Raw genomic sequence first — 25,289 nt, 5'->3', positions numbered from 1 at the left:
AGAAAAAGTGGGGGGATAAGGTATGGGGCATTGGAATACAAAGGAAGGGATTTTGGAGTTATTATACCGCCTTGTAAAAGTGCCAAGTGTAACGGGAACAAGAGGTGAGCTGCGTATGGAGGACGAAATTTCTGCGATCCTTAAGGAAATGCCTTATTTTCAAAATTACCCCGATCAAATATACAGAAAAGAAATTACAGGAGATCTATTAAATCGAAAAGCAGTTGCTGCGTTTTATCAAGGTAGTAAAACGAGTAAAAAAACAATTATACTTTTAAGCCATTATGATGTAGTTGGGGTTGAAGATTACGGACGCCTTGCACCGCTCGCTTTTTCACCATTGGAATGTACAAGTGCAATGGCAGAGGAAAACCTTTCAGTTGATGCCGAGCAGGATTTGAAGTCTGGAGAGTGGATCTTTGGAAGAGGAATTATGGATATGAAAGCCGGACTTGCTATTCAGATGGCTTTACTATCAGAAGCTGCCGAACATGGCAATTTGAAACATAACCTATTATTTTTAGCTACACCGGATGAAGAGAGATATTCGGCCGGAATGTTTGCGGGAGTTGAGTTGATTAAGGGACTCAAGGACCAATATCAACTGGATTTGGAAGTGGCCATTTGCTCGGAGCCGAGTTTTGGTGCATATCCAGGAGACCGTACAAAATATTTTTATACAGGATCTGTGGGTAAGTTATTGCCCTTAATTTTTTGTGTAGGAACTGAAACACATGTGGGCGAACCGCTTGAGGGCATGAATGCCGCCTGGATGGCAGGTGTGATAGCGGAAAGACTGGAGTTATCCTTAGCCTTTTTAGAACAAGAACGCGGGGAACAGAATCCTCTGCCTACGATCTTAAAATTAATGGATCTAAAAGAAGCATATAATGTCCAAACGCCAACTGCAGCATATGTACTAGCTAATATCCTTACGCTAAAGCAAAATCCGGAAGAAGTCATAAACAAGCTGAAAGATATTGGCGAAGATAGCAGCAGGTATATAGAAGGACGGTTATCAAATATTTATGATTTACTTGGGTATGGAAGACATGGTTCAAGAAAACCTAACCTTAAGCCCAGTGTATATACTTATCAAGAGTTATTTGATAAAGGCTGTAGAGAATATGGCCATATGTTTATGAAAGAAATAAACGCAAAGATTGCATTGCTCGAACAGGACGCAGGCATGAATATGGCCAAATTAACAGCTGAAATTGCAGATGTAGTGGCAGCGTTTTTCAAATCAGAGGCCCCTTTTTATATGATCATGCTCGCTCCACCTTATTATCCACACGTTTATTTGGAAGATGATGAAAGGGATCAGAAAGCAAAAGGTATAGTAGAGCACTGCGTTAGGATCGCTAAAGAGAAATTTAATGAAGAAATAAAGATCATGTCTTATTTTCCAGGGCTTTCCGATGTAAGCTATTGCCGTTTACGTGATCGTGATTTAGTGATGCCGGTGTTAGAAAATGAAATGCCTCTATACGGGAAGGGGTATAATCTTCCGCTTTCTATTATTGGGGAATTGGATATACCAGCCGTAAATATCGGTCCATATGGTAAGGACGCACACAAACGTACAGAAAGGCTGCATATTCCATTTTCCACTGAGGTTGTTCCCAAATTGCTTAAACAAGTGGTCTATGGCTGCCAATAATGATGTTCTTTTTGTACTATATTGCCTCAACTTACCTGCCATAATTCTCGCCTTTCTGTAGAAAATGATAATAAGGGAAGGAGGTAGGATTATGGCGAGAGGTAAAGGTTTTAATCATAAACGTAAAAGTCATCCTGGGAATTTTCCTCACCATGCTGAAACGGGTGGAAATCAGGAACAACATACAAACCACGAACAATATATTGTGACGAAGGAAGCCTTTAAAAATAGATCAGACGTGCATAAATGACAGAATTGTTATATAATGGTATCTATAAAGGCATCTGTATTTAAGAACAGATGCCTTTTATAGTACAGTTTAGCTTTCAGAGTGGATTTTACTATAACAGTTTTATTTACTGTCAAGGGTTCCTGATATTAGAATTATTAGAAAATAGAAAGAAAAGATTGATTTAACAACGTTGTTTTCGATTTCACCAGATTGTCATAATTTACATGTTCACTTTTTCACATATAATGTGTATTATAAGAGTATAGAAAGCTGTTATATAATTTAAAAAAGCTGAACATCTAGAAATTTGAAATAATATTCCTGAACGTAATATTAGGAGGTAAAATAAAATGGCAATGGTTATGGATAATGTAACTAAAAAAGATGCATGGAGAGGCTTTGCTGGCGGAGATTGGCAGAATGAAGTTAACACACGTGACTTCATTATGAAAAACATCACTCCATACACAGGAAACGATGAATTCTTAGAAGGCCCAACAGAAGCTACAAAAGAATTATGGAAGCAAGTAATGGAACTTACTAAACAAGAACGTGAAGCAGGCGGCGTCCTTGATCTTGATTCTAAAATTGTTTCTACTATTACATCACATGGTCCTGGATATTTAAATAAAGAACTTGAAACAATTGTTGGTTTCCAAACAGATAAACCATTCAAACGTTCTCTTCAACCATTCGGTGGTATCCGTATGGCGGTAGCTGCAGCTGAATCTTACGGATTCACAGTAGATGAAGAAGTGCAAAAAATCTTCACTGATTACCGCAAAACACATAACCAAGGTGTATTCGATGCTTATACGGATGAAATGAAGCTTGCTCGTAAGGCTGGTATCATCACTGGTCTTCCAGATGCATACGGACGCGGACGCATCATCGGTGACTACCGTCGTGTAGCATTATACGGTGTAGACTTCTTGATCGCTGAACGTAAGAAAGATTTGAAAAACTACGGATTAAGAACAATGTCCGAAGAAGTTATTCGTCAACGTGAAGAATTAAGCGAGCAAATCCGTGCTTTAGGTGAATTAAAACAATTAGCTGAGATTTATGGTTATGATATCTCTAAACCAGCTACAAATGCAAAAGAAGCAGTACAATGGTTATACTTTGCTTACCTTGCTGCAATTAAAGAACAAAACGGTGCAGCGATGTCACTAGGACGTACATCTTCCTTCCTTGATATTTATATCGAACGTGACCTTCGTGAAGGCACATTAACTGAACAAGAAGCACAAGAGATCATCGATCACTTTGTTATGAAGCTTCGTCTTGTAAAATTTGCTCGTACACCTGATTACAACCAATTGTTCAGTGGAGACCCTACTTGGGTAACAGAATCAATCGGTGGTATGGCATTAGACGGAAGAACACTTGTAACGAAAAACTCTTTCCGTTTCTTGCATACATTAACAAACCTTGGACCAGCTCCAGAACCAAACTTGACTGTATTATGGTCTACGAAGTTCCCAGAAGGGTTCAAACGTTTCTGTGCAAAAATGTCTATCCAAACAAGTGCGATTCAGTACGAAAACGATGACATCATGATCAGAGAATACGGCGATGACTACGGTATTGCTTGCTGTGTATCCGCAATGCGTATCGGTAAACAAATGCAATTCTTCGGAGCACGTGCAAACCTTGCAAAAGCATTGCTTTATGCAATCAACGGTGGGGTGGATGAAAAACTTAAAATTCAAGTTGGACCGAACTTCAAAGCAATTACTTCTGACGTGTTAGATTATGATGAAGTTATGGCTAACTTCGATAGCACAATGGAATGGCTTGCAGAGCTATACATCAATACATTGAATGTAATCCACTACATGCACGACAAGTATAGCTATGAGCGTATTGAAATGGCATTACATGATGTTGAAATCCTTCGCACAATGGCAGCGGGAATTGCTGGATTGTCTGTAGTAGCCGACGCATTAAGTGCGATTAAATATGCACAAGTTAAACCAATCCGTGATGAAAATGGTGTAGCAGTTGACTTTGAAATCATCGGTGATTTCCCTAAATACGGAAACAATGATGATCGCGTAGATAGCATGGCTGTTGAGCTTGTTCGTAACTTTATGACTAAATTGAAAAAGCATAAAACATACCGTAGCTCTGTGCACACACAATCCATTCTTACAATTACTTCTAACGTAGTATATGGTAAGAAAACTGGTAACACTCCAGATGGACGTCGCGCTGGCGAACCATTCGCACCAGGTGCGAACCCAATGCACGGACGTGATACAAAAGGTGCTCTAGCTTCTCTATCTTCTGTATCTAAGCTTCCATACGATTGCTCTTTAGACGGTATTTCTAACACATTCTCTATGGTGCCAAAAGCACTTGGACGTGAAGAAGAGCAACGTGAAGCGAACCTTGCTGCAATCTTGGATGGTTATGCTTCCAAGGAAGGTCACCACTTGAATATCAACGTATTCAATCGTGACACATTGCTAGCTGCTATGGAACATCCAGAAGAGTATCCACAATTAACAATCCGTGTATCTGGATACGCTGTTAACTTCATCAAGTTGACTCGTGAGCAACAAATTGACGTTATCAATCGTACGTTCCACGAAACTATGTAATATAGAAGTACTTGTTACTAGGAGGTCTCCCTGTATTAGCAGGGAGACTAACTTTTAACTTCTACTTGGATATTTTTAGAAAAGAAAGGATGGGATCTCATGACAACATATGGAAATATACATTCCGTTGAAACATGCGGCACAGTAGATGGCCCGGGGATCCGCTACATTGTCTTTACGCAAGGGTGTTTGTTGCGCTGCCAATATTGCCATAATGCCGATACGTGGTCAATTGGAACAGGCAAGCAAATGAGTCCTGAAGAAATCGTTAAAGATATTGAATTATATAAACCATTCATGGATGCATCAGGCGGGGGAGTTACCGTCAGCGGCGGAGAACCGCTGTTGCAAATTCCTTTTATCATAGAACTGTTTAAATTATGTAAGGAAAGAGGAATTCACACGACCATTGATTCCTCAGCTGGCTGTTTTTCGAGATCACCAGAATTTTTAGAGCAATTCGATGAACTGCTTGAATATACAGACTTAATCCTACTGGATATTAAACACATAGATAGCAAACGCCATATTAAGCTAACTGGTAAACCGAATGAACATATTTTGGATTGCGCCCGTTATCTTTCTGACAAAGGACAACCGGTTTGGATTAGACACGTACTAGTTCCAACGGTTAATGACCAGGATGAATACTTGGAAAGAATGGGTCAATTCTTAGGTACACTTAATAATATTGAAAAGGTAGAAATCTTACCATATCATCAATTAGGTGTTTATAAATGGGAAACACTTGGCTACAAATATCCACTGGCGGGAATCCAATCTCCTAGTGATGAACAAGTAGAGCATGCCTACAAAATGCTAACCAAGTATATGAAAAAGCCAGCTTGAAAAGTAGAGCGAAGACTAAATTAAATAATTAAAGGCACAAACAATAGGTGTTGCGCTTAAAAAATAGTAGGATAAACCACATGAAGGTTTATATCCTACTATTTTTTTGTTATAAATGAAAGATAAAGTAAATTTCAAAGGAGGGGTACAATTGCTAATCAATTGGAAAGCAGAAGATAAAAGATGGATAATTGGTCAAATTCAACAATATTTTCAAAAAGAGCGTGATGAAGAGATTGGAGAACTGGCTGCTGAGAATATTTTAGAGTTTTTCACAGAAACGTTAGGACCTCATTTTTACAATGCTGGAGTGAAGGATGCAGGGAAACATGCTGAAGCATATGCTGCACGTTTGGATGAAGACTTATACGCATTAATGCGACCAATAAAAAAATAGATGCTTTAAAAACCTTCCTGAAAAGAGAAGGAGAGATCAGAGTCTATAGTGAAATACCATCAAGTGAGATGCTGACTGGTTAAGACAGTATGCAAGCTATACTCGATGAAAAGGTCTACACTTTTTACAAGTGGGTAAAAAAAAGGCAAAATAAAAAGGCGAAGGATGTCCGCCTGGAAAATAGAGTTTATATTCTTTTAGCACCTACATAACGCTTCTTCCAATATGAAGAGCTTAATGAATCTATTTTTACACCTTTAGATACAGAGTGAATGACTTTGTTGCTGCCAATATAGATTGCTACATGGGAAACTCCTTTTCCAGAAGTATTAAAGAAAACTAAATCACCTTTTTTTAACTTAGATTTAGCGATCTTTTTCCCCTGTTTATACATACTGGTTGAGGTCCTTGGAAGTTTCTTTCCTGCCGCTTTTTTGTAGGTATACCCCACAAAACCAGAACAGTCAAATCCTTTAGGTGTTGTTCCGCCGTATCGATAAGGCGTTCCTACATATTTTTTCCCGGTTGAAACAACTTTGTTAGCTTTACTTGTCGAAATAGCGGCTGAGGCTTTAGATTCAAATGGTCCAAATGGCACAAGCGTGGATGACAGAAAAATAGCAAGAGCAATAATTATTTTTTTCATAGTGACCCCCGAAATGTTTTTTTGGCAGCATTGTTAAATCTTACCGCCTTTTTCTCTACTTTTTTACTATAACTAAAATACTAGTTTCTATGGTTACAGCATTATTGAATTTAATTTACAAAAATATTACAGAAATTTGGTTACTTCGACATATTTGTTAAAAAACCCCATATTATATTCATGGAAGATTAAATGATAGAGGGGATAAAGTTAAGTCATTCTCCTCAGAATTGCTATTGCAAGGTATCTGTAATTGTTGATTCAACTCTTAATCGATTAAAAAAAGTGATGTTTTCATCACTTTTTTTTATGTCTTTTTACCTAAAATTGATTCTCATATCTTTTTAAAAGCTTATTAGTGTTAAGGAATTTATTGAAATGTCGATACTAGAAGAGATAAAAGAATAGTAGAAAACGGGTGAATTATATGGACAAGTCTTCAATCATAGGGATTATGTTGGCCATCGTTTCAGTAGGTGTTGGAATGGTGCTTAAAGGTGTTGATATCGCAGTTCTCGTCAATCCAGCTGCTATATTAATCATTTTCTTAGGAACGGCTGCAGCTATATTAGTTGCTTTTCCAGTTAATGAATTGATTAAGCTTCCTAAGCTATTTGTCATCATTTTTTCAGAAAAAGCAATGGTCTCAACGGAAGAATTAATTCATACATTTTGCGATTGGGCACAAACAGCTCGTAAAGAAGGTTTGCTGGCGCTAGAAAAAATTTCAGAATCAGTTGAAGATCCGTTTTTAAGGAACGGCTTGAATTTGGCGGTTGAAGGACAAAGTGCAGATTATATTCGCGACATCCTTTCAGAAGAAATAGATGCCATGGAGGAAAGGCATGCTGTTGGGGCTCAGATTTTCACACAGGCTGGTACCTATGCTCCGACCCTCGGGGTATTAGGTGCAGTAGTAGGATTAATTGCAGCCTTGGGCAATATGAGTGATACAGAGATACTGGGCCATGCCATAAGTGCAGCATTTGTTGCTACATTGATGGGAATCTTTACGGGATATTTATTGTGGCACCCGTTTGCGAATAAATTAAAGAGAAAATCTAAACAGGAAGTACGTATTAAAGAGATGATGGTAGAAGGTATTCTATCTATATTAGAAGGTGAAGCACCAAGGACAATAGAGCAAAAACTATCTTCTTATTTACCTGCTGCGGAAAGGAAGAAGTGGTTGGAAGGCGAGATGAGAAACAATGTCCAGGCGAAAAAAGAAATCTCAGCATGAGGAGCATATGTCCGAATCCTGGCTGCTCCCATATAGTGACTTATTAACCTTATTATTAGCGTTATTTATTGTCTTATTTGCTATGAGTTCTGTAGATGCCCAAAAGTTCTCTGAACTATCACGAGCCTTTAATAAAGCATTAGATGGAGGAACAGGTGTTTTTGAGCATCCGAGCCCGATGCCTGAAGGGATGATGGCAGAAACAGACCCAGAGAAATTTGATGGGGAAGAAGAAGAAGGAACAGAGGAAGCCAGCCCTGAATTGGAAGAATTAAAGGTAGTCCAAGAAAAAATAGATACTTATATTAATGACAGTCATTTAAAATCCAATTTAGAGACATCTCTGACAGAGGAAGGGTTGCTGTTAACCATTCGTGATAATGTATTGTTTGATTCGGGGATCGCAATGGTCAGAGAGAGAGATGAAATAATTGCCAAGGAAATATCTGAACTGCTTGTAATGGAACCTCCCAGAAATATTATCATTAGCGGACATACGGATAATGTTCCGATTCGTAATGCAGAGTTTGAGTCAAATTGGGAATTAAGCGTTATGAGAGCTGTTAACTTTATGAAGCTTCTTCAAGATAATAAAAAATTAAAACCGGAATGGTTTAGTGCAAAAGGCTTTGGAGAATTTAAACCAGTATCGCCTAATACCACTGACAGTGGGCGGGAGAAAAATAGACGCGTAGAAATCCTCATCATGCCCCGTAAAACATTAATTGGTGAGTAGTGGATTATCCATTAGGTTGGTTAATGAATTTAGAGGGGGTATCTGATTGTTAGGTAGGATGAGGATTAGTTCAAAGATTTTGAAGACATTGTAAAACGGTGAAGTTTATTAGGGAAATGTGGAAATCTCTAAGCGAATGACTTAGGCAGTGTGAATATCATTCACACTGTTTTTATATTCCTTGATTAGATAAAAGAGAATGTTTATGAAAATTTTGCCGAGGGAAAGATGAAACTGTAACTATTATTTTTCAAAAAAGGAGATTGATAGTATGAGTAAAAGAATTGCATGTGTCATAACGGATATGTTTGAAGATGTAGAATATACAGACCCTGCTAAGGCTTATAAGGAAGCTGGTCATGAAGTAGTAACCATCGGCTTTGAAAGTGGACAAAATGTTGAAGGTAAGCAAGGAAAAGAAACGGTGGAAATTCAAAAGGGCATTGATGAGGTAAAAGCGAATGAGTTTGATGCTTTATTTATTCCGGGTGGATTCTCTCCTGACATTTTAAGAGGAGACGATCGTTTTGTTTCTTTTGCCAAGGAATTCATGGACGCAAAGAAACCAGTATTCGCAATTTGCCATGGTCCGCAATTGTTGATTACTGCAAAAGCGCTGGAAGGAAGAGATTCAACAGGTTATAAATCAATTAAAGTTGATCTCGAGAATGCAGGTGCCACTTATCATGATGAAGAGGTATTTGTATGTGGAGAACAATTAGTAACAAGCAGACAGCCTGATGATATCCCAGCTTTCAACAGAGAATCCCTTGCATTGCTGTCCAAATAAAATGAAGCTCCTCTGTTCAATGAACAGAGGAGCTTTTATTGCCTATTTACTTTCTCAATTTGCCAATCTCTTCGACAATTGCTTGCATTTCACTAGGGCTGAAGCGGTCCTTGGACATGACCATTTCATATATCTCCAGTAAATCCTCATAGGAGCTATCATTAAAGCTGTCTGCACGCATAGCTGAACTGTTGATCATTTGTAATTTTTCTTGGATGCCATTAATCATAATTTTAATATTCTCAGTGGATTTAACCGATAAATCTGCCACTTCATTCATCCCTTCCGCACTAGATAGAAATATCATTCCATGGAATTCGCTATCTGTCAAATTCAAGTTTCAAATGTCTTTCTCTGCTTATTTTGTTTTTCACTATTAATAATTCTGATAATGATTTTTGTTTCAGCTATAATCACAGCTGAAAGGCCGAGGAGGCCAATCAAGTTAGGGATTGCCATTAAAGCATTCATAATATCAGCAAAGCTCCAAACAAGATCAAGGGAGCTTACGCAGCCAATAAAAACAGCTAAAACAAAAACGATTCGATAGCTAATTACGGTCCTATCTCCAAATAAGTAGGAATAGCATTTCTCACCATAATAAGCCCAACCAATAATTGTGGAGGCAGCAAAGAAAATTAACCCGATTGAAACGATGTAGGAACCAACAGGACCTAATAATAAATCAAAGGAGACGGATGTCAGTTCTGCTCCTTCTAACCCACTATGATATTGGTCTGCCATTACAAGTGAAATTCCTGTTATTGAGCAAATAATAATTGTATCAATAAATACTTGCGTCATTGATACAAGTGCTTGTCGGGCAGGAAAATCCGTTTTAGCCGCTGCTGCCGCAATCGGAGCTGATCCTAAACCAGCTTCATTCGAAAAGACACCTCTAGCCACACCCCAACGGATTACTGTTCCGATTGCACCGCCAGCTACTGCCTGTCCAGTGAAGGCATCTGTGAAAATCAGTTTAATTGCATTTGGAACGAGTTCAGCATTTAAGATAAGAATTAAGATTCCACAAATTAAATAAAAGGCGGCCATAACCGGTACAAAATAGGAGGTGACTTTACCGATGCTTTTAATGCCTCCGACTAACACAAGAGCGGCAAAAATAGTCAGGACAATCCCGGTTACCCAGGTTGGGATGGAGAAAGTATCATGAATCGTGTTGGCTACTGAATTAGCTTGGACCATATTACCGATTCCAAAAGCTGCAATCGCACCGAAAATCGCAAAGGCGACGCCAAGCCATTTCATTCTCAGCCCTTTTTCTAAATAATACATAGGTCCACCTGACATTTCACCATTAGCATTTACGATTCTGTATTTAACCGCAAGTACTGCTTCTCCGTATTTCGTCGCCATACCAAAAAAGGCAGCAACCCACATCCAGAAGACGGCCCCTGGTCCACCGCTGACGACTGCTGTAGCCACTCCAACAATATTCCCAGTTCCGACTGTTGCTGCAAGAGCAGTCATTAAAGCCTGGAAATGGGAAATATCTCCGTCCGATTTTTTATCCTGGCTTTTAGTGAAGGCCAATTTTAATGAATAAGGCAATAATTTAATTTGTAAAAATCCAATTCGAAATGTTAAATAAATACCTGTACCAACAATTAAAATTAAGAGGGGTGGCCCCCAAAGAAAATTACTTATTGTTTCTAAAAGTACAGTCAAATCTTTTGAAAACTTATTCAAAAAGTCAATCAAGTAAATTCACCCTATCTGTATGTTGTTAATATTAAGAATATTCTTGAAACAATTTTGCGTCAAGATAAAAAATACTTAATTGACATTTTATGTTTAGAATTCCGCTATTATAGGTAAATCAATAAATATAAGAATAAGCAAGTAAAATTAATTCGGGAGGGATAAATAATGAGTAGAAGCAGTCAAAAGAGCAATAAGCTATGGTTAGGAATTTTAGGTGGAGCAGCAGCAGGTTTTGCAATCAGCCTATTGGATAAGAACACTCGCAAAACAGTAATGACAGGCGGCCAAAAAATGATAACGAATGTTAAATCGATGGCTAAAGATCCGAATTCTATAGTGGAAAATGTGAAGGAGATGTCTGGTAAAATTCGTACAAACATAGATCAAATTGGTCAGGATGTATCTTTTATATCTGAAAAGGTAGATGAAATGAAAGAAATGCCACCGCAAGTAGCAGGGGTTATTAAGGAAACAAAAGAAGTACTGGTAGACAAAAAATCTTCTGATGGTTCGGCTTCTACGACAGAGAACAGTAATACTTCCTCTGTATCTGATGATATAAGTACCACTTCTACGCGCAAATAAAGTCAAACAAGCTGAATAGAGGTGGTACTGGAATGGAAGGTAGGAAGAAGTATGTAAATAAAAGCGTATTTAAACATTTATACGATAAAATTCAAGGTGATGAAGTAACAGGCTTGGCAGCGCAATTAGCCTATTACTTCTTACTTTCAATTTTTCCGCTCTTAATATTTGTTATCACGTTATTGCCTTTTTTGCAGGTTTCCCAAGCGGATTTGATGGAGCTTTTGCATACGTATGCTCCTGCAGAATCGGCAAATTTATTAGAATCGAGTTTAAAGGATGTCATGGCTAACCAAAACGGCGGCTTGTTATCTTTTGGTATCTTGGCAACGATGTGGTCAGCATCCAACGGGACCAATGCCATTATAAAGGCTCTTAATCATGCATATGATGTTGAGGAAACCAGATCATTTATTAAAACAAGAGGATTAGCTTTGATTTTAACCATTGGATTAATCCTGGTTGTAGTGGTTTCTTTGCTATTGCCAGTGTTTGGGAAATATATTCTCAATATTGTATTTGATTTCCTAGGATACGAGCCTTCCTTTGTTTATGATTTACTGCGCTGGGTGATTTCTATTGCTGTCATTACCTTTGTATTTTTAATTTTGTATTGGATTGGGCCCAACCTTAAAATGAAATGTAGAGACGTTTTACCAGGGGCAATCTTCGCGAGTGTCGGATGGGCGCTATCATCGTGGGCATTTTCAGTTTACGTGAGTACATTTGGTAACTATTCTTCCACATATGGCAGTCTCGGAGGCTTGATTGTTTTAATGCTTTGGTTATATATATCAGGTCTTGTCATTATTGTAGGCGGAGAAATTAATGCAGTATTGTCCAGAAATAAGAGGCACTGGACGATTAAATAAGTAGAGCGTGGATTCAAATTATAATGGTTCAGAACTAATGTGCGGACGAACGGTGATTGATTATTAAATGAACAGCCACCGTAGTTTTAGGAAGATTTGATGTGTTTCAGATTAACTTCCCATGAATAAAGAAAATAGAGGCCGTCCGGAAAGTCATTAACAGACTTACAGGATAGCCTCTATTTGTATTCTATTTAGATTTTAATAAACGGAGACTGTTTAGGATGACTAATATGGTGCTGCCTTCATGGCCGATTACACCGAATGGTAGGTCGAGAGCCTGAAAAAAGTTTGATACAACTAAAATCATAATGACGGAAATTGAAAAGATAACATTTTGGCGAATGATTCGGTTCATTCGTTTGGATAATTGAATGGCTTCTGCTATTTTTGGTAAGTCGTTTTTCATGAGAACAATATCAGCTGTATCAAGAGCCACATCAGATCCTTCACCCATGGCAATTCCGACAGAAGCAGTAGCTAACGCAGGCGCATCATTAATGCCATCCCCAACCATGGCAACGGTAGTATATTTCTCTCTAAGTTTTTTAACTTCTTCTACCTTTTGTTCAGGTAAACATCCAGCAACAAACCCAGATAAATGGCTTTCTTTGGCGATTACCTTGGCAGTGTGCTCGTTATCTCCAGTCAGCATGCATGTATATACATCCAGTTCCTTCAATGCTTCGAGAGCATCGGCAGTCTCTTTACGAATGATATCTTTTAATGCAATTATTCCTGCAATACCTTTCTCATCTTTTACATAGGACAATGTTTTCCCTTCAGACATTAATTCAAGTGCCGCTCCATTTTTAAATGACATGGCGGCTTCTTCGCCTACAAAATCCTTCTTCCCAATCTTCCAATAGTGCCCATTTGCATGTCCTTGAACACCAAATCCGGATATTTCTTCAGATTCTACGCGCGGCATGGTCTGTGAATAAAGCTGTTCAACATGCTTAACAATGGATTGTCCCAGCGGATGATTCGAATTCTGTTCAATGGAAGCTACACTTAATAAAAATTCTTTTTGATCGATGTCATCGCGGATTAAAATATCCGTCACAACGGGTTTCCCCTGAGTTAGTGTCCCTGTTTTATCGAAAGCAATGGCCTTTACATTGCCTAGGTTTTCTAGATGGATACCGCCTTTGAATAAAATCCCACTTTTAGCGCCATTCGAAATCGCGGATAAAGTAGCCGGCATGATAGAAGCAACTAATGCACATGGAGAAGCTACCACTAACAAAACCATTGCCCGGTAGAAGGTCTCTGTCCAGGACCAACCCAGAACAAAATGTGGGAGAAACAACATAATTCCAACGACAACAAGAACAACTTTTACATACGTATCCTCAAATCTTTCAATAAATAATTGAGAAGGAGATTTTTCACTTTGCGCATTTTGAACAAGTGTGATAATTTTTTGGAATAAAGTTTCACTGTTAGGTTTTGTAACCTTAACTTTTATGGTTCCATGTCCATTAACCGTCCCTGCAAATACCTCGTCTTGAATATATTTGCTGACGGGAATCGATTCTCCGGTAATTGCAGCTTCATCAACAGCAGTCTCTCCAAATAAGATTTCTCCATCTGAGGGGATGCGTTCCCCAGGCTTAATTAAAATCAAATCTCCAACTTGCAGGGAAGAAACCGGTACTATTTCTTCAGTGTTATCGACTATTCTCAAAGCCTGTTCAGGCTGCAAATCCATTAATGAAGAAATTTCTTTGTGACTTTTATTCATCGTATACGTTTCAAGTGCACCGCTCAAAGAGAAAATAAAAATCAGGATTGCTCCCTCAGTCCAATATCCGATAATGGCTGACCCAATCGCTGCCAGAATCATCAAAAGCTCTACGTTCAGTTTTCTCTCTTCAATCGTCTGAGTGATGCCTTCTTTAGCCTTGGCATAACCCCCAATTACATATGCCAGTATATAGACGAAGGCAGATGAGGCATTCAAATCCTTTGTTGATAATAGCCAGCCGCATAAAATCAGAATTCCGCTTAAACCGGCAGCCAAGAGCTCCCAATTGGACGTAAGTTTAGAGGTGAATTCTTTCCATCTATTATATTGGCTAGGTGAATTTTTCAAGCTTGATTTATTCAGTGCTGTTTCCATGTGAATAACCTCCTTGTAATTGAGAATAGATCTCGTTGTTTTTCTTTTCTAATTGAGAATGATGTTCAAAATCATTAGGCTTATAAAATAGCGGATGCTGCCACAAATACTGTGACAGCAACATTTTTCTTTCTTATTTATAATAATTATTATCTACATATTAGTATAACATGAGTCGCTAAAGAAGTTAAGTGAATTTATTTGGAAAAGAAAAAATAGCAATTTTCTACCTTGCTTATTTGTGGATAGGGGAAATTTTAACTGAAGATGCGTGAAGGTGAATATGAGATAAAATTGAGTGGATGAATAAATACAGCAACAATTACAGTAATAAAGTCGAATGAAAAAACCTCTGCTTACACAGAGGTTTGAATCTGGTCATTAATTGGATTTCTTTTAAATCTGCTAAGAGCGATGAAAATCAGTAACAGGATAACACTGATTACAAGAAGGAAATTCCCATTAGGCAGATATTGAATGGCCAAGCCGCCAAAAAATGGCCCAGAGATGCTTCCAAGGCTAAAGACTATTCCACAAATAATATTGCCGGCAGGAAGCAGTTGTGTAGGCAATAGATCGGTCATATAACTGATTCCTAAAGAGAAGGTGGAGCCGACAAGCATACCTGCAATAAAGAAACAGATAAATAAACCTGTAACGGTTTGTTCAATTAAGGCAGCTGTTAAAAAGATGGCAAAACCGCTAAAAAGAACATATTGAAGAACGCGTTTCCTCCCTAAGGAATCACTTAAAATTCCTAATGGGATCTGGGTAATAATGCTGCCTGCTGCAAAAGCAGGCAAGATGATGGAGACTTGTTGAACATCCATATTAATTCGTAAAGCATAGATAGGGAAATTTCCATTTAGGGATGCTTCCAAAAATCCATAACCAAAAGGAGGCAAGAACGCAACCCATGCATACTTGGCAACTTTTTTGAAACGATGTAAGGTACCGAAAACATTGGTTGTTTCCAAATCTTCATCTGGAAATTCATTTTTTAATAAAAAGACGGTCAACCAAGCAATAAGACTGATTGCTGATGCAACGATAAAGGGTAATGCCCGATTAACTTCAATTAAATTAGTCAGTAATGGCCCAACTGCGAAACCTATGCCGAAGGATAAGCCATAAATGGATATATTTCTGCCTCTCTTGTTTACTGGCGTAAAAGCGGTTATCCAGGTTTGGGTTGTGAAATGTAAGGTATGATCTCCAATTCCGATAATCATACGGAGAATGAACCAAAACCAGAAAGAATCTAGGATCGGAAATAACAGAAACGCAATAATCACCGACAGTCCGCCGAAAAAAATCAGGGGTTTATAACCAAATTTTCGCAGAGGAATTTCCATGAAAGGTGAGATTAATAGTATTCCCAGATATAGTCCTGTAGCATTTAATCCGTTTAGACCGGAGCTTACTCCATCCTGTTCAAAAATAATGGCAATTAAGGGTAACAGCATTCCCTGTGAGAAACCTGACACAGCAACTAGAATAATAAGTGCAGAAAATCTAATTTTTTGATAGTTCATAATTATCTCTCCTATATCTATCTGAATCAATATTAGAGTTGTTCACAAACTTTAGCAAGGAGATTTTGAAGACTAATCTAAAGGTAATTCGGGAATAAATGAATATATTTTAGATTAGAAAGAAGGAATTCAAGGGATGGGACAAAAAATATTTTCTGCAATGCTAATGATTGGCCTACCGGTATCCATAGCCGGCTCCATTTTACATTGGCCAAGTCTGCTCATGTTTGCTGTTTATTGTTTAACGATTATTGCTCTGGCAAGTTTTATGGGGAGGGCGACAGAAAGCTTAGCAATCATATCCGGACCGAGGATTGGAGGATTGCTAAATGCAACATTTGGAAATGCTGTTGAGCTGATCATCTCCATTTTTTCTCTTAAAGCGGGACTGGTGGGAATTGTATTGGCTTCTTTAACAGGAAGTGTCATCGGTAACTTATTATTAGTTAGTGGGGCTTCATTTTTCTTGGGTGGTATTAAGTATAAAAGACAAAAATTTAATGTATTTGATGCCAGGCACAATGCAGGGCTATTAACATTCGGTGTATTAGTTGCATTTATCATTCCTGAAGTATTTGCCGGAGAGATGGAAAGAAGTAACCAAATGGTCATGAGTACAGGCATATCCATTATCCTGATCTGTTTATATTTGGCTGCTTTATTCTTTAAATTGGTCACCCATCGCGGTGTCTATCAACGTAAGGAAGACTTGTCTTTTGCAGAGGAAGAAACTGAAGAAGCAGAGTGGAGCAAAAAATGGTCGATTATGGTCCTAGCTTTGGCAACAGTGGCAGTAGCCTATGTATCTGAGAATTTGGTACATACATTCGAAGACGTAGGGAATCAATTGGGCTGGTCTGAATTATTTATCGGGGTTATCATTGTAGCAATTGTCGGAAATGCAGCTGAGCATGCATCTGCCATTATTTTCGCTTACAAAAATAAAATGGACATTGCTGTTGAAATTGCTGTTGGTTCTACTTTACAGGTGGCCATGTTTGTAGCACCGGTACTTGTTCTGGTATCTTTATTATTTGAAACGCAAATGCCACTTGTCTTTACATTGCCTGAACTTGTGGCGATGGTGCTATCTGTCTTTTTAATGATTGTAATAACGAACGATGGGGAAACAAACTGGTTTGAAGGACTCACCTTACTTGCTGCTTATTTAGTGATGGGGATAGGTTTCTTTCTGTTATAATAATAAATTAAAAAAGACTCTGATCTACTATGGATTCAGAGTCTTTTTTATGTTTTTCCAATTTGCTTCATCATAAGTCATGTCTAACTAAATTCTAATCCTTCCAAAAATAAATGTATCTTTTCAAAGGTAGATATTTCTGTTTTAAACAGTCATGTTAGTTAGCCCTATAGGTCACATCCTTTATCTTTATTGTCCTGATTTGTGACGAAATCTACATTAAGTTTTCCGTGTGAGGATGGTTTCGATAAGCATTCCTCCCTGCAGTTATTCCGGCTGTTGATTTCGCCTCCTTTACGATATATTGGTTTTAGTATAGCACCTTCCTGTAGTTTTGTAAATATTCTGAATTTTACAAAACTGTGACAAAAAATACTGGTTTGTAATGTGCTAAATAAACAGTTAATATAGCTTAACAATCTGTTAATTCTAGTAACTGCAAGGTGTAATAAAACAATCCTGATTTTTGAATAGTTTTTTTGCTTAAGAGGGAAAATAACGGAACAATCATTCTTTTTTGTATGTAAGAAAGGAGCTTCAAGCATGAGAAGAAATTTTTTTATCATGATCGTTATAGCCATGCTCGTTATTATTCCAACCCAGCATAACTGGGCTGCCCCAAAAGAAGGAGCAGACCCTACGGTTGAGGAAGCTAAGTATAAAATTCCGGAGTCCGTTTTATCGATCAATAAAGAAAACACATATCCCAATTCCAGTCAGGACACGCCAATGCTTGAGCCAAGTGAGTTATCCAAACAATTGCTTAAGTCCAGCAACGTTAAAATAGAAAATCCTGAATTAGTTCACATGCTTAATGAAACCAATATCGGAACCAATCCGGTTGCCTTTTGGTATAGAGCCACTGTTTACTTAGGTAAGTGGGCTTTAAATTATGAATCGATGGAAACCTCTCCAAACTGGGAGTATCAAAAAATCAATACGAATTTTTATGATAACCGTGGCGGGGATACGAATTTCCAAATTCATTATGTCCAAGAGACACAAAAAGTGGTGCGCGGAGGATTGACAGCAAAAGTACCTTCCAGTCAGGATATTCAAAAAATGATGCTGGCGAGAGCATCAGAAAAATCTAAACTGCCACTGGCATTTGAGACCATCATAGGTAGCGGTACAAAAAAAGACAGAGTATACAATATACCGCCAATGAGACTTGGCTACCTCTATGGGTATGCGCCGGCAATAAACGAGAAGGGTAAAGTCACATATGGTGAGGTCTATTTAGTATTGAAAGGAAGCAAACGTGAGATTGTAGTAAGGAATGTAACCTCACAAGGGATTGGAGCCTGGATTCCTATTCAAGATCATGTTTCATTCCAGTTCAGAGCGGTCAACCGACCATATTGATTGCCGTTTAAGTCTGCAAGCTTCAGCCGGTTTTGGTTGAAGCTTCTTGCTTTTGGGTAAAATAGAAAATGGTCAGTTGCGAAATAGGCTACTATCGTTTAGGATAATATTTATGATGAAAGGAGCCGGATTAGTTTGACAACACCGATTTATAATAAAGATGAACAAGTAAAATACTTAAAAGACCGACTTGAGTTATTTATGGAGGTTTTAGACCGGATTGAGCCTGAAACAGCGGATATTGAAGATATTGACCGCCTAATTGAAATCGTGGATTCAATTGAGGAGAAGTTTCAAAGCTTTCAAAATCGACCGGAAACAGAACCTAATAAAGAGGTATAAATGAATAAGATTATATGGCAAATCCGTTATAAGCGGATTTGTCTTTTTTATATTATATCGTTAATGCAATCATTCGCTGTGCTGCATAAATTCCCTTACTCTGATTAAAACTATCTTTATCAAAAGTATATTCAGGAGGGAAAATAGTGAAAAAATGGCTTATCACCGGATTATCTGCCATCATGCTTTCGGGGACATTATTCCTGGGCGTTGCTGAGGCGATTTCAAACGTACAGTATGGTTGGGGCTTTAATAAGGGAAAGAATGAACAGCCTGCTGATGCAGGGCCTAAATATAATGCAATCGTTGAAAAATACGGTGCTGTTTATAAAGTAAACACGACAAAGAAAGAGATTTACTTAACGTTTGATAATGGCTATGAAAATGGATATACGGAGAAGGTACTGGATGTACTGAAAGAACATAAAGTTCCGGCTACCTTTTTTGTTACAGGTCATTATTTGAATACAGCTGAACCGTTAGTGAAAAGAATGGTGAAGGAAGGGCATATAGTTGGCAATCATTCATGGAGCCATCCCAATTTCACACAGGTATCGGATGATAAAATAGCTGATGAACTGGAACGGGTTAAGAAGAAGACAGAGGAATTAACAGGGCAAAAGGATATGTCCTATATCAGACCGCCACGAGGAATATTTAGTGAACGAACTTTACAGGTGGCAAATGATCTGGGCTATAAACATATTTTATGGTCGGTTGCTTTTCTTGATTGGGATGTGAATCGTCAGCAGGGGTGGAAGCATTCCTATGATCAAATTATGGCTCAAATTCATCCCGGTGCCATTTTGCTCTTACATTCTGTGTCTAAGGACAATGCAGAAGCACTTGGCCAGGTGATTACAGATTTAAAAAAGAGAGGGTATACCTTTAAAAGCTTGGATGATATGAATTGTGAAAAACCACAGAAGACACCACAAAAACAGAAAATAGACATAAAGATATAATGTGCCTAAACAAAAAAACCGCTTACAAATAATAAGCGGTTTTTAGTATTAATATTGAAAAAACAACGGGCATCATATTTATCTTGAGAAAATGGTAAGATAAGGGCATTCCTGTGTGGGGTTCCCTTTTTGATGGTTGGATTCCTGTCAATCGATTTGGGAGCCTTTCACTTTCATTTTCATTGACAGTATGGAATCGAAAAACATTTAAGATTGAGGAGTGTAAACAATACAGCCAATTTTACTGGAGTGGTCCTGAACAAGGACATCTACTGAATACTTGCGCAATATCCAAAGAATGATAAGGTCCCCTAATGATCCGATAGTCATAAACAATCCAATAAAAAACCAATAATCATTTCCGTTTAAAAATGCATAAATTAATGGCACGATTCCGAGGACAATCGGTAATAAAACACTGATCCGATAAGCTTTGATCCTGATTGGTATTTTGCAATGGGCATAAGGAGTAAGATACTTCCATAAAACACCCAGTTTAACCTCACTTATTTTGGCTTTCCCGAAAAATATGTAGCCTACTAGATGCAGTACTTCATGCATGAAAATTAGGAGGATGTATCCAACAGCCAGTTCAATTAAAAAGAATAGGTCAATCTCACCGATTTTCCAAATGAACCAATAGGGGATAAGCAATCCGACCATAAGAGTGAAAGTACTGATCAAAATTGGTTTATTTAAATCTTCCATTTCACGAGTTTCATCTATTATTTGATATGATTTCAAGGAATCAGCCAGCATCGGAAAACCTCCAGTTATAGATTACTATCAGTTTATCATATAAGAAGGATATATTTGGTGATTTTTAAGACTCCAGCTATCTTGTCTCACTAGTATAGATCAATCTCTATAAGCTATAATGGATGGTAGAATGATCAATGAATGGAGGAGGGAATTCATGCTTACAGAAGCAAGCTCTCTTTTAAAGAAGTATTTTGGTTATGATTCTTTTCGCAATGGACAAGCCAAAATTATTGAGCAGGTGCTACAAGGAATCGATACACTAGGAATTATGCCGACAGGCGGAGGTAAATCAATTTGTTATCAAATCCCGGCGATGATAATACCGGGCGTTACCCTCGTTATTTCTCCATTAATCTCTCTCATGAAGGACCAGGTAGATTCACTGGATCAGGCCGGAATACCCGCCACCTTTATCAATAGTTCCCTAACCGCGAGTGAAGTGAATGATCGTTTGTATGACATCCAGCAGGGGGCCTATAAGCTCTTATATTTGGCGCCTGAAAGACTGGAATCCCATGGCTTTATTGAGGATATCCGTAAATTGCCGGTTGGATTAATTGCTGTAGATGAAGCTCACTGTATATCACAATGGGGTCATGATTTCCGCCCGAGTTATTTACGCATCCAATCATTAGCCGAACAATTGAATTCCAATCCGGTTGTCCTTGCCCTGACAGCAACAGCAACTCCGCGAGTGCAGGCAGATATTCGCCGATCCTTGAATATTGAAGAGTCACATACGGTTATAACTGGCTTCGAACGGGAAAATTTAAGCTTCCAGGTCGTGAAAGGGCAAAATAAACAAAAATATATTGATGCGTATGTAGGAAAAAATAAACAGGAATCCGGGATTATTTATTGTGCCACACGAAAAACAGTGGACCATCTATATGAACGTCTCCAACAAAAAGGTATAACAGTTGGGAGATATCATGCGGGTTTATCAAGTACAGAACGTGAAACAGAGCAAAACAAATTTTTAAGTGATGAATTTACTGTCATGGTCGCAACGAATGCGTTTGGGATGGGGATAGATAAATCGAATGTACGATATGTGATTCATGCTCAAATGCCTAAAAATATGGAAAGTTATTATCAGGAGGCAGGCCGTGCCGGACGTGATGGCTTGCCGAGTGAATGTATATTGCTTCAATCTGAACAGGACGTTCAGGTCCAGCGCTTTTTGATTGATCAATCGTTTGGTGATGAAAACCATAAAAATCAAGAGTTGCAAAAGCTGTATCAAATGCGTGACTATTGCCATACACAAGGCTGCCTGCAAGCTTATATTCTGCACTATTTTGGTGAGCAGGAGGCAGATGATTGCGGGCGGTGCTCTAACTGTCTAGATGAACGAAGTGCGAAGGATGTGACAAAAGATGCCCAAATGGTCTTATCCTGTATAATCCGAACTGGCGAACGTTTTGGAAAAACAATGATTGCCCAAGTGTTAACGGGCTCATCCAATAAGAAATTGCTTGAACAAAACTTTCAATCCTTATCAACGTATGGGTTAATGAAAAATCAATCAACCAAAGAGGTCGCTGAACTGATTGATTTTCTAACATCTGAGCAATTAATTGGGATTACGGGTGGGCAATATCCGCTCTTATATGTCACAGCTGCCGGCAAAGAAGTGTTGCTCGGGAAACGTGCGGTAATGAGAAAAGAAGCTGTGCGGATCACCGCTATTTCAACAGATGATCCTTTATTCGAAGTGCTGCGTAATTTGCGAAAACAAATTGCAGGAGAGGAAAATGTGCCTCCATATTTGATATTCTCCGACCAAGCTTTGCGCGATATGTGCGTTAAACAACCGCAAACCACAGATGAGTTCCTTGAGGTGAAGGGAGTCGGAGCTCAAAAGACAGATAAGTATGGTGAGCGATTTGTGGAAGTGATCACAGCGTTTATAAAGGAAAATGATTATGAAGCACCAATTGTAGAACAAGAGGAAAAAATGCCTGCGGTGAAAAAATCCAAGGCAGGTACTGCCAACTCACATATGGATACGTATGAATTATATAAACAAGGGCTTACGCTGAAGGAGATTGCAAAAGAAAGAGATTTATCCTCCCAAACAGTAGAAAGGCATCTATTCCGATGTGCAGAAGAAGGATTGCCTCTGAATTGGGAGTATTTCTTCTCACCTGAGGAGGAAATCCAGGTTCTACAGGCGATTGAGGAAGTGGGGAATGATTTTTTAAAGCCAATTAAAGAGCATCTTCCTAATGAAATCAGCTACAGTGCGATTAAAGCGGTAATAACGAAGAAGAACATGGATACGGCTCCAATTTAATGGGCCGTTTTCCTATGTACCCATATAGCTGCAAAACCTGTTATAATAACTGGACTAGTCCATAAAGGAGTGATAATGATGTGGAAAGAAACCATTCATGTAGAAGCTCCCTATGATTTTGACCTGGTATTGGAAAGGATCGGTCTTGATCCTCTGTATGAAATAGATTACCGCAATCGCTTGATTCAGGTCCCTTTACTGATTCATGGTAAGCCCAATGTTTATACCGTCCAAGCGATCGGTACGGTAGATAAGCCGGCCTTTACAATTAGCGGCAAAAAGGAACAAGTATTGGCAACGGATCGTTTAAAGGAGATTTTTCAGTGGCATTTGCCACTTTCTGATATACATGCTCACTTTGGCGAGACGAAGCTCAATAATATTTTTACTCGCCATCGCGGTACCCCGCTTATTTTAGAATTCGACCTATATGGCTGTCTCGTGAAAAGTATTATCCATCAACAGCTGAATATGGCGTTTGCTCAAAAACTAACGAAGGATTTTGTCACAGCCTATGGGTATCAGAAGGACGGAGTATGGTTTTATCCATCTCCAGAGACAACCGCTGCTCTCACAGTAGATGAGTTAAAAGGAATGAAATTCAGCGGCAGAAAAGCAGAGTATGTCATTGGCCTTTCAGAAAAGATTGCAAGCGGTGAACTCAGGTTGGAAGAGTTGCGCACAAAGACAGATGAAGAAATTATAGAAGAATTAACAAGAATTCGAGGTGTAGGCAGATGGACGGCTGAAAACTTCCTGTTATTTGGTCTTGGCCGCCCGAATTTATTTCCAAAAGCAGACATCGGCATTCAGAATGCTATTAAGCTGCTATATAACCTAGAACGAAAGCCAACAATGGAAGAGATGGAGCAATTCAGTAAGGAGTGGCATCCTTATTTAAGCTACGCTTCACTTTACTTATGGAGAAGCATTGAAAAACGGAGGAATATTGATGAACCAACAGGCAACATTAGTCCGTGAAGGACAAGAGATTTTACTAACTATTAAACGCCTTGGCATAAATGGTGAGGGAGTCGGCTACTATAAACGTCAGGTTGTATTTGTACCGGGTGCTCTGCCGGATGAAATTGTAGAAGTAAAGATTACGAAGGTCCATCCGAAGTATTCGGAAGGTCTTGTCAAAAAGATTAAAAAGGCATCGCCACATCGAGTCGAAGCACCATGTCCGGTTTATGACGTATGTGGTGGATGCCAATTGCAGCATTTGGAATACAGCCAACAATTGAAGGAAAAACGTGATATCGTTATTCAATCATTGGAGCGCCATAGCCAATACGATGCCAGCAATGTAGATATCCGTCCAACAATTGGGATGGAGAATCCATGGAATTACCGTAATAAAAACCAATTCCAGGTTGGCACCAATGAGACTGGAGAGTTGATTGCCGGCCTTTATGCGGCAAATACTCATAACTTGATTGATATTCCAAATTGTATCGTTCAGCATGAAGCAACGAACAAGGTTACTCGTACAGTATTGGATATTTTGCAGGAATTTGGATTGCCATCCTATGATGAGAAAAAGAAAAGCGGGATTGTTAAAACGGTCGTAACCCGTGTCGGCTTCTCATCGGATCAGGTCCAAGTGGTGATCATCACCATTTCTGAAAAGCTTCCTAAGAAGCGCCAAATCATAGAAGAAATCAACAAACGTTTACCGGAAGTCGTTTCCATTGTTCAAAACGTGAATAAAGAACAGACTCCGCTTATATTCGGCGAAAAGACGATTCATCTGTGGGGAGAAGAAGCAATTGAAGAAGAACTTGGCGATTTATCCTATGAGCTATCAGCGCGTACCTTCTTCCAATTGAATCCAGTACAAACCGTGAAGCTCTATGATGAAGTGAAAAAAGCAGCTCGCCTTCACGGTCATGAACGAGTAGTAGATGCTTATTGCGGAGTAGGAACGATAGGATTGTGGCTTGCGGATTTTTGTAAAGAAGTTAGAGGCATGGATGTCATTCCGGAATCAATTGAAGATGCCATTCAGAATGCTAAAAAGCATCATATGGATAATGTCAGCTTCGAAGTAGGCAAAGCAGAAGTTCTCATGCCTAAATGGCTGCGCGAAGGCTGGAAGCCAGATGTCGTTGTCGTCGATCCGCCAAGAAGCGGCTTGGATCATAAATTAATGGATGCCATCCTGCGCACACGTCCAAGAAAAATCGTCTATGTATCCTGTAACCCATCCACACTGGCCAAGGATTTGGACTACCTAAGCAAAAAATACAGACCAAAATATATCCAACCAGTGGACATGTTCCCACAAACTTCTCATATTGAGTGCGTTGTGGAGATTATGTTGAAGGTGTAACCAATAAAAATAC

Annotated in this window: 23 protein-coding genes; 17 read left to right on the top strand and 6 right to left on the bottom strand. The window is 38.7% G+C overall.

Going from position 1 to position 25,289, the window contains the following annotated elements; genetic code table 11:
• Positions 1-22: 22 nt before the first annotated feature.
• The 5 genes from AC4G3N_RS15045 to AC4G3N_RS15025 all read left to right on the top strand — a co-directional run bounded on the left by AC4G3N_RS15045 (position 23) and on the right by AC4G3N_RS15025 (position 5,750).
• A complete protein-coding gene (locus AC4G3N_RS15045; protein ID WP_491090495.1) occupies positions 23-1,663 on the top strand; it encodes a M20/M25/M40 family metallo-hydrolase in 1,641 nt (546 codons plus the stop codon).
• Between the two features lie 91 nt (positions 1,664-1,754).
• Positions 1,755-1,913, top strand: a complete 159-nt coding sequence (locus AC4G3N_RS15040; protein WP_175354311.1) for a hypothetical protein — start codon at positions 1,755-1,757, stop codon at positions 1,911-1,913.
• A gap of 332 nt (positions 1,914-2,245) precedes the next feature.
• Complete coding sequence (gene pflB / locus AC4G3N_RS15035; protein WP_139892733.1) at positions 2,246-4,504, top strand: formate C-acetyltransferase; 2,259 nt, start codon at positions 2,246-2,248, stop codon at positions 4,502-4,504.
• Positions 4,505-4,603: 99 nt separating this feature from the next.
• Complete coding sequence (gene pflA / locus AC4G3N_RS15030) at positions 4,604-5,353, top strand: pyruvate formate-lyase-activating protein (protein ID WP_066108295.1); 750 nt, start codon at positions 4,604-4,606, stop codon at positions 5,351-5,353.
• Positions 5,354-5,504: 151 nt separating this feature from the next.
• A complete protein-coding gene (locus tag AC4G3N_RS15025; protein ID WP_490553116.1) occupies positions 5,505-5,750 on the top strand; it encodes a DUF2164 domain-containing protein in 246 nt (81 codons plus the stop codon).
• 187 nt (positions 5,751-5,937) lie between these two features.
• Here the strand turns inward: AC4G3N_RS15025 and AC4G3N_RS15020 are convergent, their stop codons facing one another.
• Positions 5,938-6,396: a C40 family peptidase gene (locus AC4G3N_RS15020; RefSeq protein WP_066108289.1), complete on the bottom strand. Its 459-nt coding sequence runs from the start codon at positions 6,394-6,396 to the stop codon at positions 5,938-5,940.
• Between the two features lie 427 nt (positions 6,397-6,823).
• On the opposite strand from AC4G3N_RS15020, the gene motA reads away from it, so the two are divergent.
• From motA to AC4G3N_RS15005, 3 genes are all read left to right on the top strand, one after another.
• Complete coding sequence (gene motA, locus AC4G3N_RS15015) at positions 6,824-7,639, top strand: flagellar motor stator protein MotA (protein WP_066108286.1); 816 nt, start codon at positions 6,824-6,826, stop codon at positions 7,637-7,639.
• The gene (gene motB / locus AC4G3N_RS15010; protein WP_066108285.1) at positions 7,608-8,375 is read left to right on the top strand and encodes a flagellar motor protein MotB; all 768 of its coding nucleotides are present in this window, start codon (positions 7,608-7,610) and stop codon (positions 8,373-8,375) included. Before motA ends, motB begins: the two co-directional genes overlap by 32 nt.
• A 271-nt stretch (positions 8,376-8,646) precedes the next feature.
• Positions 8,647-9,165: a type 1 glutamine amidotransferase domain-containing protein gene (locus AC4G3N_RS15005; protein ID WP_066108283.1), complete on the top strand. Its 519-nt coding sequence runs from the start codon at positions 8,647-8,649 to the stop codon at positions 9,163-9,165.
• Positions 9,166-9,211: 46 nt separating this feature from the next.
• Here AC4G3N_RS15005 and AC4G3N_RS15000 read toward each other — a convergent pair whose 3' ends face one another.
• Together AC4G3N_RS15000 and AC4G3N_RS14995 are read right to left on the bottom strand one after the other, a co-directional pair.
• The gene (locus AC4G3N_RS15000; RefSeq protein ID WP_066108582.1) at positions 9,212-9,445 is read right to left on the bottom strand and encodes a DUF1128 domain-containing protein; all 234 of its coding nucleotides are present in this window, start codon (positions 9,443-9,445) and stop codon (positions 9,212-9,214) included.
• A gap of 53 nt (positions 9,446-9,498) precedes the next feature.
• Positions 9,499-10,854 (bottom strand): alanine/glycine:cation symporter family protein, encoded by a 1,356-nt coding sequence (locus tag AC4G3N_RS14995; RefSeq protein ID WP_066108579.1) that lies wholly within the window; start codon positions 10,852-10,854, stop codon positions 9,499-9,501.
• A gap of 201 nt (positions 10,855-11,055) precedes the next feature.
• Between AC4G3N_RS14995 and AC4G3N_RS14990 the strand changes: the two genes are divergently transcribed.
• Together AC4G3N_RS14990 and AC4G3N_RS14985 are read left to right on the top strand one after the other, a co-directional pair.
• Positions 11,056-11,475 carry a YtxH domain-containing protein gene (locus tag AC4G3N_RS14990; protein ID WP_140462155.1) on the top strand — a complete coding sequence of 140 codons (420 nt, stop codon included), beginning with the start codon at positions 11,056-11,058 and terminating at the stop codon, positions 11,473-11,475.
• A gap of 32 nt (positions 11,476-11,507) precedes the next feature.
• Positions 11,508-12,347, top strand: a complete 840-nt coding sequence (locus AC4G3N_RS14985; protein WP_066108277.1) for a YihY/virulence factor BrkB family protein — start codon at positions 11,508-11,510, stop codon at positions 12,345-12,347.
• Between the two features lie 190 nt (positions 12,348-12,537).
• Here AC4G3N_RS14985 and AC4G3N_RS14980 read toward each other — a convergent pair whose 3' ends face one another.
• Both AC4G3N_RS14980 and AC4G3N_RS14975 read right to left on the bottom strand, forming a co-directional pair.
• Positions 12,538-14,472 (bottom strand): heavy metal translocating P-type ATPase, encoded by a 1,935-nt coding sequence (locus AC4G3N_RS14980; protein WP_066108274.1) that lies wholly within the window; start codon positions 14,470-14,472, stop codon positions 12,538-12,540.
• 356 nt (positions 14,473-14,828) lie between these two features.
• Positions 14,829-16,007: an MFS transporter gene (locus tag AC4G3N_RS14975; protein WP_066108271.1), complete on the bottom strand. Its 1,179-nt coding sequence runs from the start codon at positions 16,005-16,007 to the stop codon at positions 14,829-14,831.
• A 136-nt stretch (positions 16,008-16,143) separates the two neighbouring features.
• Here AC4G3N_RS14975 and cax point away from each other — a divergent pair, with 136 nt between their 5' ends.
• From cax to pdaA, 4 genes are all read left to right on the top strand, one after another.
• The gene (gene cax, locus AC4G3N_RS14970; protein ID WP_066108268.1) at positions 16,144-17,208 is read left to right on the top strand and encodes a calcium/proton exchanger; all 1,065 of its coding nucleotides are present in this window, start codon (positions 16,144-16,146) and stop codon (positions 17,206-17,208) included.
• Positions 17,209-17,751: 543 nt separating this feature from the next.
• Positions 17,752-18,573: a YfkD famly protein gene (locus AC4G3N_RS14965; RefSeq protein WP_066108261.1), complete on the top strand. Its 822-nt coding sequence runs from the start codon at positions 17,752-17,754 to the stop codon at positions 18,571-18,573.
• A 135-nt stretch (positions 18,574-18,708) separates the two neighbouring features.
• Positions 18,709-18,915 carry an SE1561 family protein gene (locus tag AC4G3N_RS14960; protein ID WP_066108258.1) on the top strand — a complete coding sequence of 69 codons (207 nt, stop codon included), beginning with the start codon at positions 18,709-18,711 and terminating at the stop codon, positions 18,913-18,915.
• Positions 18,916-19,097: 182 nt separating this feature from the next.
• Entirely contained in the window at positions 19,098-19,880 is a 783-nt protein-coding gene (pdaA, locus tag AC4G3N_RS14955) for a delta-lactam-biosynthetic de-N-acetylase (RefSeq protein WP_148631125.1), read from the top strand.
• 207 nt (positions 19,881-20,087) lie between these two features.
• On the opposite strand, the gene AC4G3N_RS14950 is transcribed toward pdaA, so the two are convergent.
• The gene (locus tag AC4G3N_RS14950) at positions 20,088-20,639 is read right to left on the bottom strand and encodes a DUF3267 domain-containing protein (protein WP_066108256.1); all 552 of its coding nucleotides are present in this window, start codon (positions 20,637-20,639) and stop codon (positions 20,088-20,090) included.
• A gap of 157 nt (positions 20,640-20,796) precedes the next feature.
• Between AC4G3N_RS14950 and recQ the strand changes: the two genes are divergently transcribed.
• The 3 genes from recQ (at position 20,797) to rlmD (ending at position 25,276) form a co-directional block, all read left to right on the top strand.
• Entirely contained in the window at positions 20,797-22,941 is a 2,145-nt protein-coding gene (recQ, locus tag AC4G3N_RS14945; RefSeq protein ID WP_491090486.1) for a DNA helicase RecQ, read from the top strand.
• A gap of 78 nt (positions 22,942-23,019) precedes the next feature.
• On the top strand, positions 23,020-23,922 hold the full coding sequence (locus tag AC4G3N_RS14940) for a DNA-3-methyladenine glycosylase family protein (protein WP_148631101.1): 903 nt from the start codon (positions 23,020-23,022) through the stop codon (positions 23,920-23,922).
• Positions 23,894-25,276 carry a 23S rRNA (uracil(1939)-C(5))-methyltransferase RlmD gene (rlmD, locus tag AC4G3N_RS14935; RefSeq protein ID WP_139892728.1) on the top strand — a complete coding sequence of 461 codons (1,383 nt, stop codon included), beginning with the start codon at positions 23,894-23,896 and terminating at the stop codon, positions 25,274-25,276. The genes AC4G3N_RS14940 and rlmD overlap by 29 nt, the downstream gene beginning before the upstream one ends.
• The last annotated feature ends 13 nt before the right edge of the window (positions 25,277-25,289 follow it).

It is taken from the genome of Bacillus sp. z50 (assembly GCF_058313585.1).
Note: the sequence above shows the minus strand (reverse complement) of the source record. Positions and strands in the feature narration are given on the sequence as shown.

Bases quoted from the DNA above. Each gene is read 5' to 3' on its own strand.
- AC4G3N_RS15045 (WP_491090495.1), top strand. From the start codon at position 23: ATGGGGCATTGGAATACAAAGGAAGGGATTTTGGAGTTATTATACCGC.
- AC4G3N_RS15040 (WP_175354311.1), top strand. From the start codon at position 1,755: ATGGCGAGAGGTAAAGGTTTTAATCATAAACGTAAAAGTCATCCTGGG.
- pflB (WP_139892733.1), top strand. From the start codon at position 2,246: ATGGCAATGGTTATGGATAATGTAACTAAAAAAGATGCATGGAGAGGC.
- pflA (WP_066108295.1), top strand. From the start codon at position 4,604: ATGACAACATATGGAAATATACATTCCGTTGAAACATGCGGCACAGTA.
- AC4G3N_RS15020 (WP_066108289.1), bottom strand. From the start codon at position 6,396: ATGAAAAAAATAATTATTGCTCTTGCTATTTTTCTGTCATCCACGCTT.
- motA (WP_066108286.1), top strand. From the start codon at position 6,824: ATGGACAAGTCTTCAATCATAGGGATTATGTTGGCCATCGTTTCAGTA.
- motB (WP_066108285.1), top strand. From the start codon at position 7,608: ATGTCCAGGCGAAAAAAGAAATCTCAGCATGAGGAGCATATGTCCGAA.
- AC4G3N_RS15005 (WP_066108283.1), top strand. From the start codon at position 8,647: ATGAGTAAAAGAATTGCATGTGTCATAACGGATATGTTTGAAGATGTA.
- AC4G3N_RS15000 (WP_066108582.1), bottom strand. From the start codon at position 9,445: ATGAATGAAGTGGCAGATTTATCGGTTAAATCCACTGAGAATATTAAA.
- AC4G3N_RS14990 (WP_140462155.1), top strand. From the start codon at position 11,056: ATGAGTAGAAGCAGTCAAAAGAGCAATAAGCTATGGTTAGGAATTTTA.
- AC4G3N_RS14985 (WP_066108277.1), top strand. From the start codon at position 11,508: ATGGAAGGTAGGAAGAAGTATGTAAATAAAAGCGTATTTAAACATTTA.
- AC4G3N_RS14980 (WP_066108274.1), bottom strand. From the start codon at position 14,472: ATGGAAACAGCACTGAATAAATCAAGCTTGAAAAATTCACCTAGCCAA.
- AC4G3N_RS14975 (WP_066108271.1), bottom strand. From the start codon at position 16,007: ATGAACTATCAAAAAATTAGATTTTCTGCACTTATTATTCTAGTTGCT.
- cax (WP_066108268.1), top strand. From the start codon at position 16,144: ATGGGACAAAAAATATTTTCTGCAATGCTAATGATTGGCCTACCGGTA.
- AC4G3N_RS14965 (WP_066108261.1), top strand. From the start codon at position 17,752: ATGAGAAGAAATTTTTTTATCATGATCGTTATAGCCATGCTCGTTATT.
- pdaA (WP_148631125.1), top strand. From the start codon at position 19,098: ATGCTTTCGGGGACATTATTCCTGGGCGTTGCTGAGGCGATTTCAAAC.
- AC4G3N_RS14950 (WP_066108256.1), bottom strand. From the start codon at position 20,639: ATGCTGGCTGATTCCTTGAAATCATATCAAATAATAGATGAAACTCGT.
- recQ (WP_491090486.1), top strand. From the start codon at position 20,797: ATGCTTACAGAAGCAAGCTCTCTTTTAAAGAAGTATTTTGGTTATGAT.
- AC4G3N_RS14940 (WP_148631101.1), top strand. From the start codon at position 23,020: ATGTGGAAAGAAACCATTCATGTAGAAGCTCCCTATGATTTTGACCTG.
- rlmD (WP_139892728.1), top strand. From the start codon at position 23,894: ATGAACCAACAGGCAACATTAGTCCGTGAAGGACAAGAGATTTTACTA.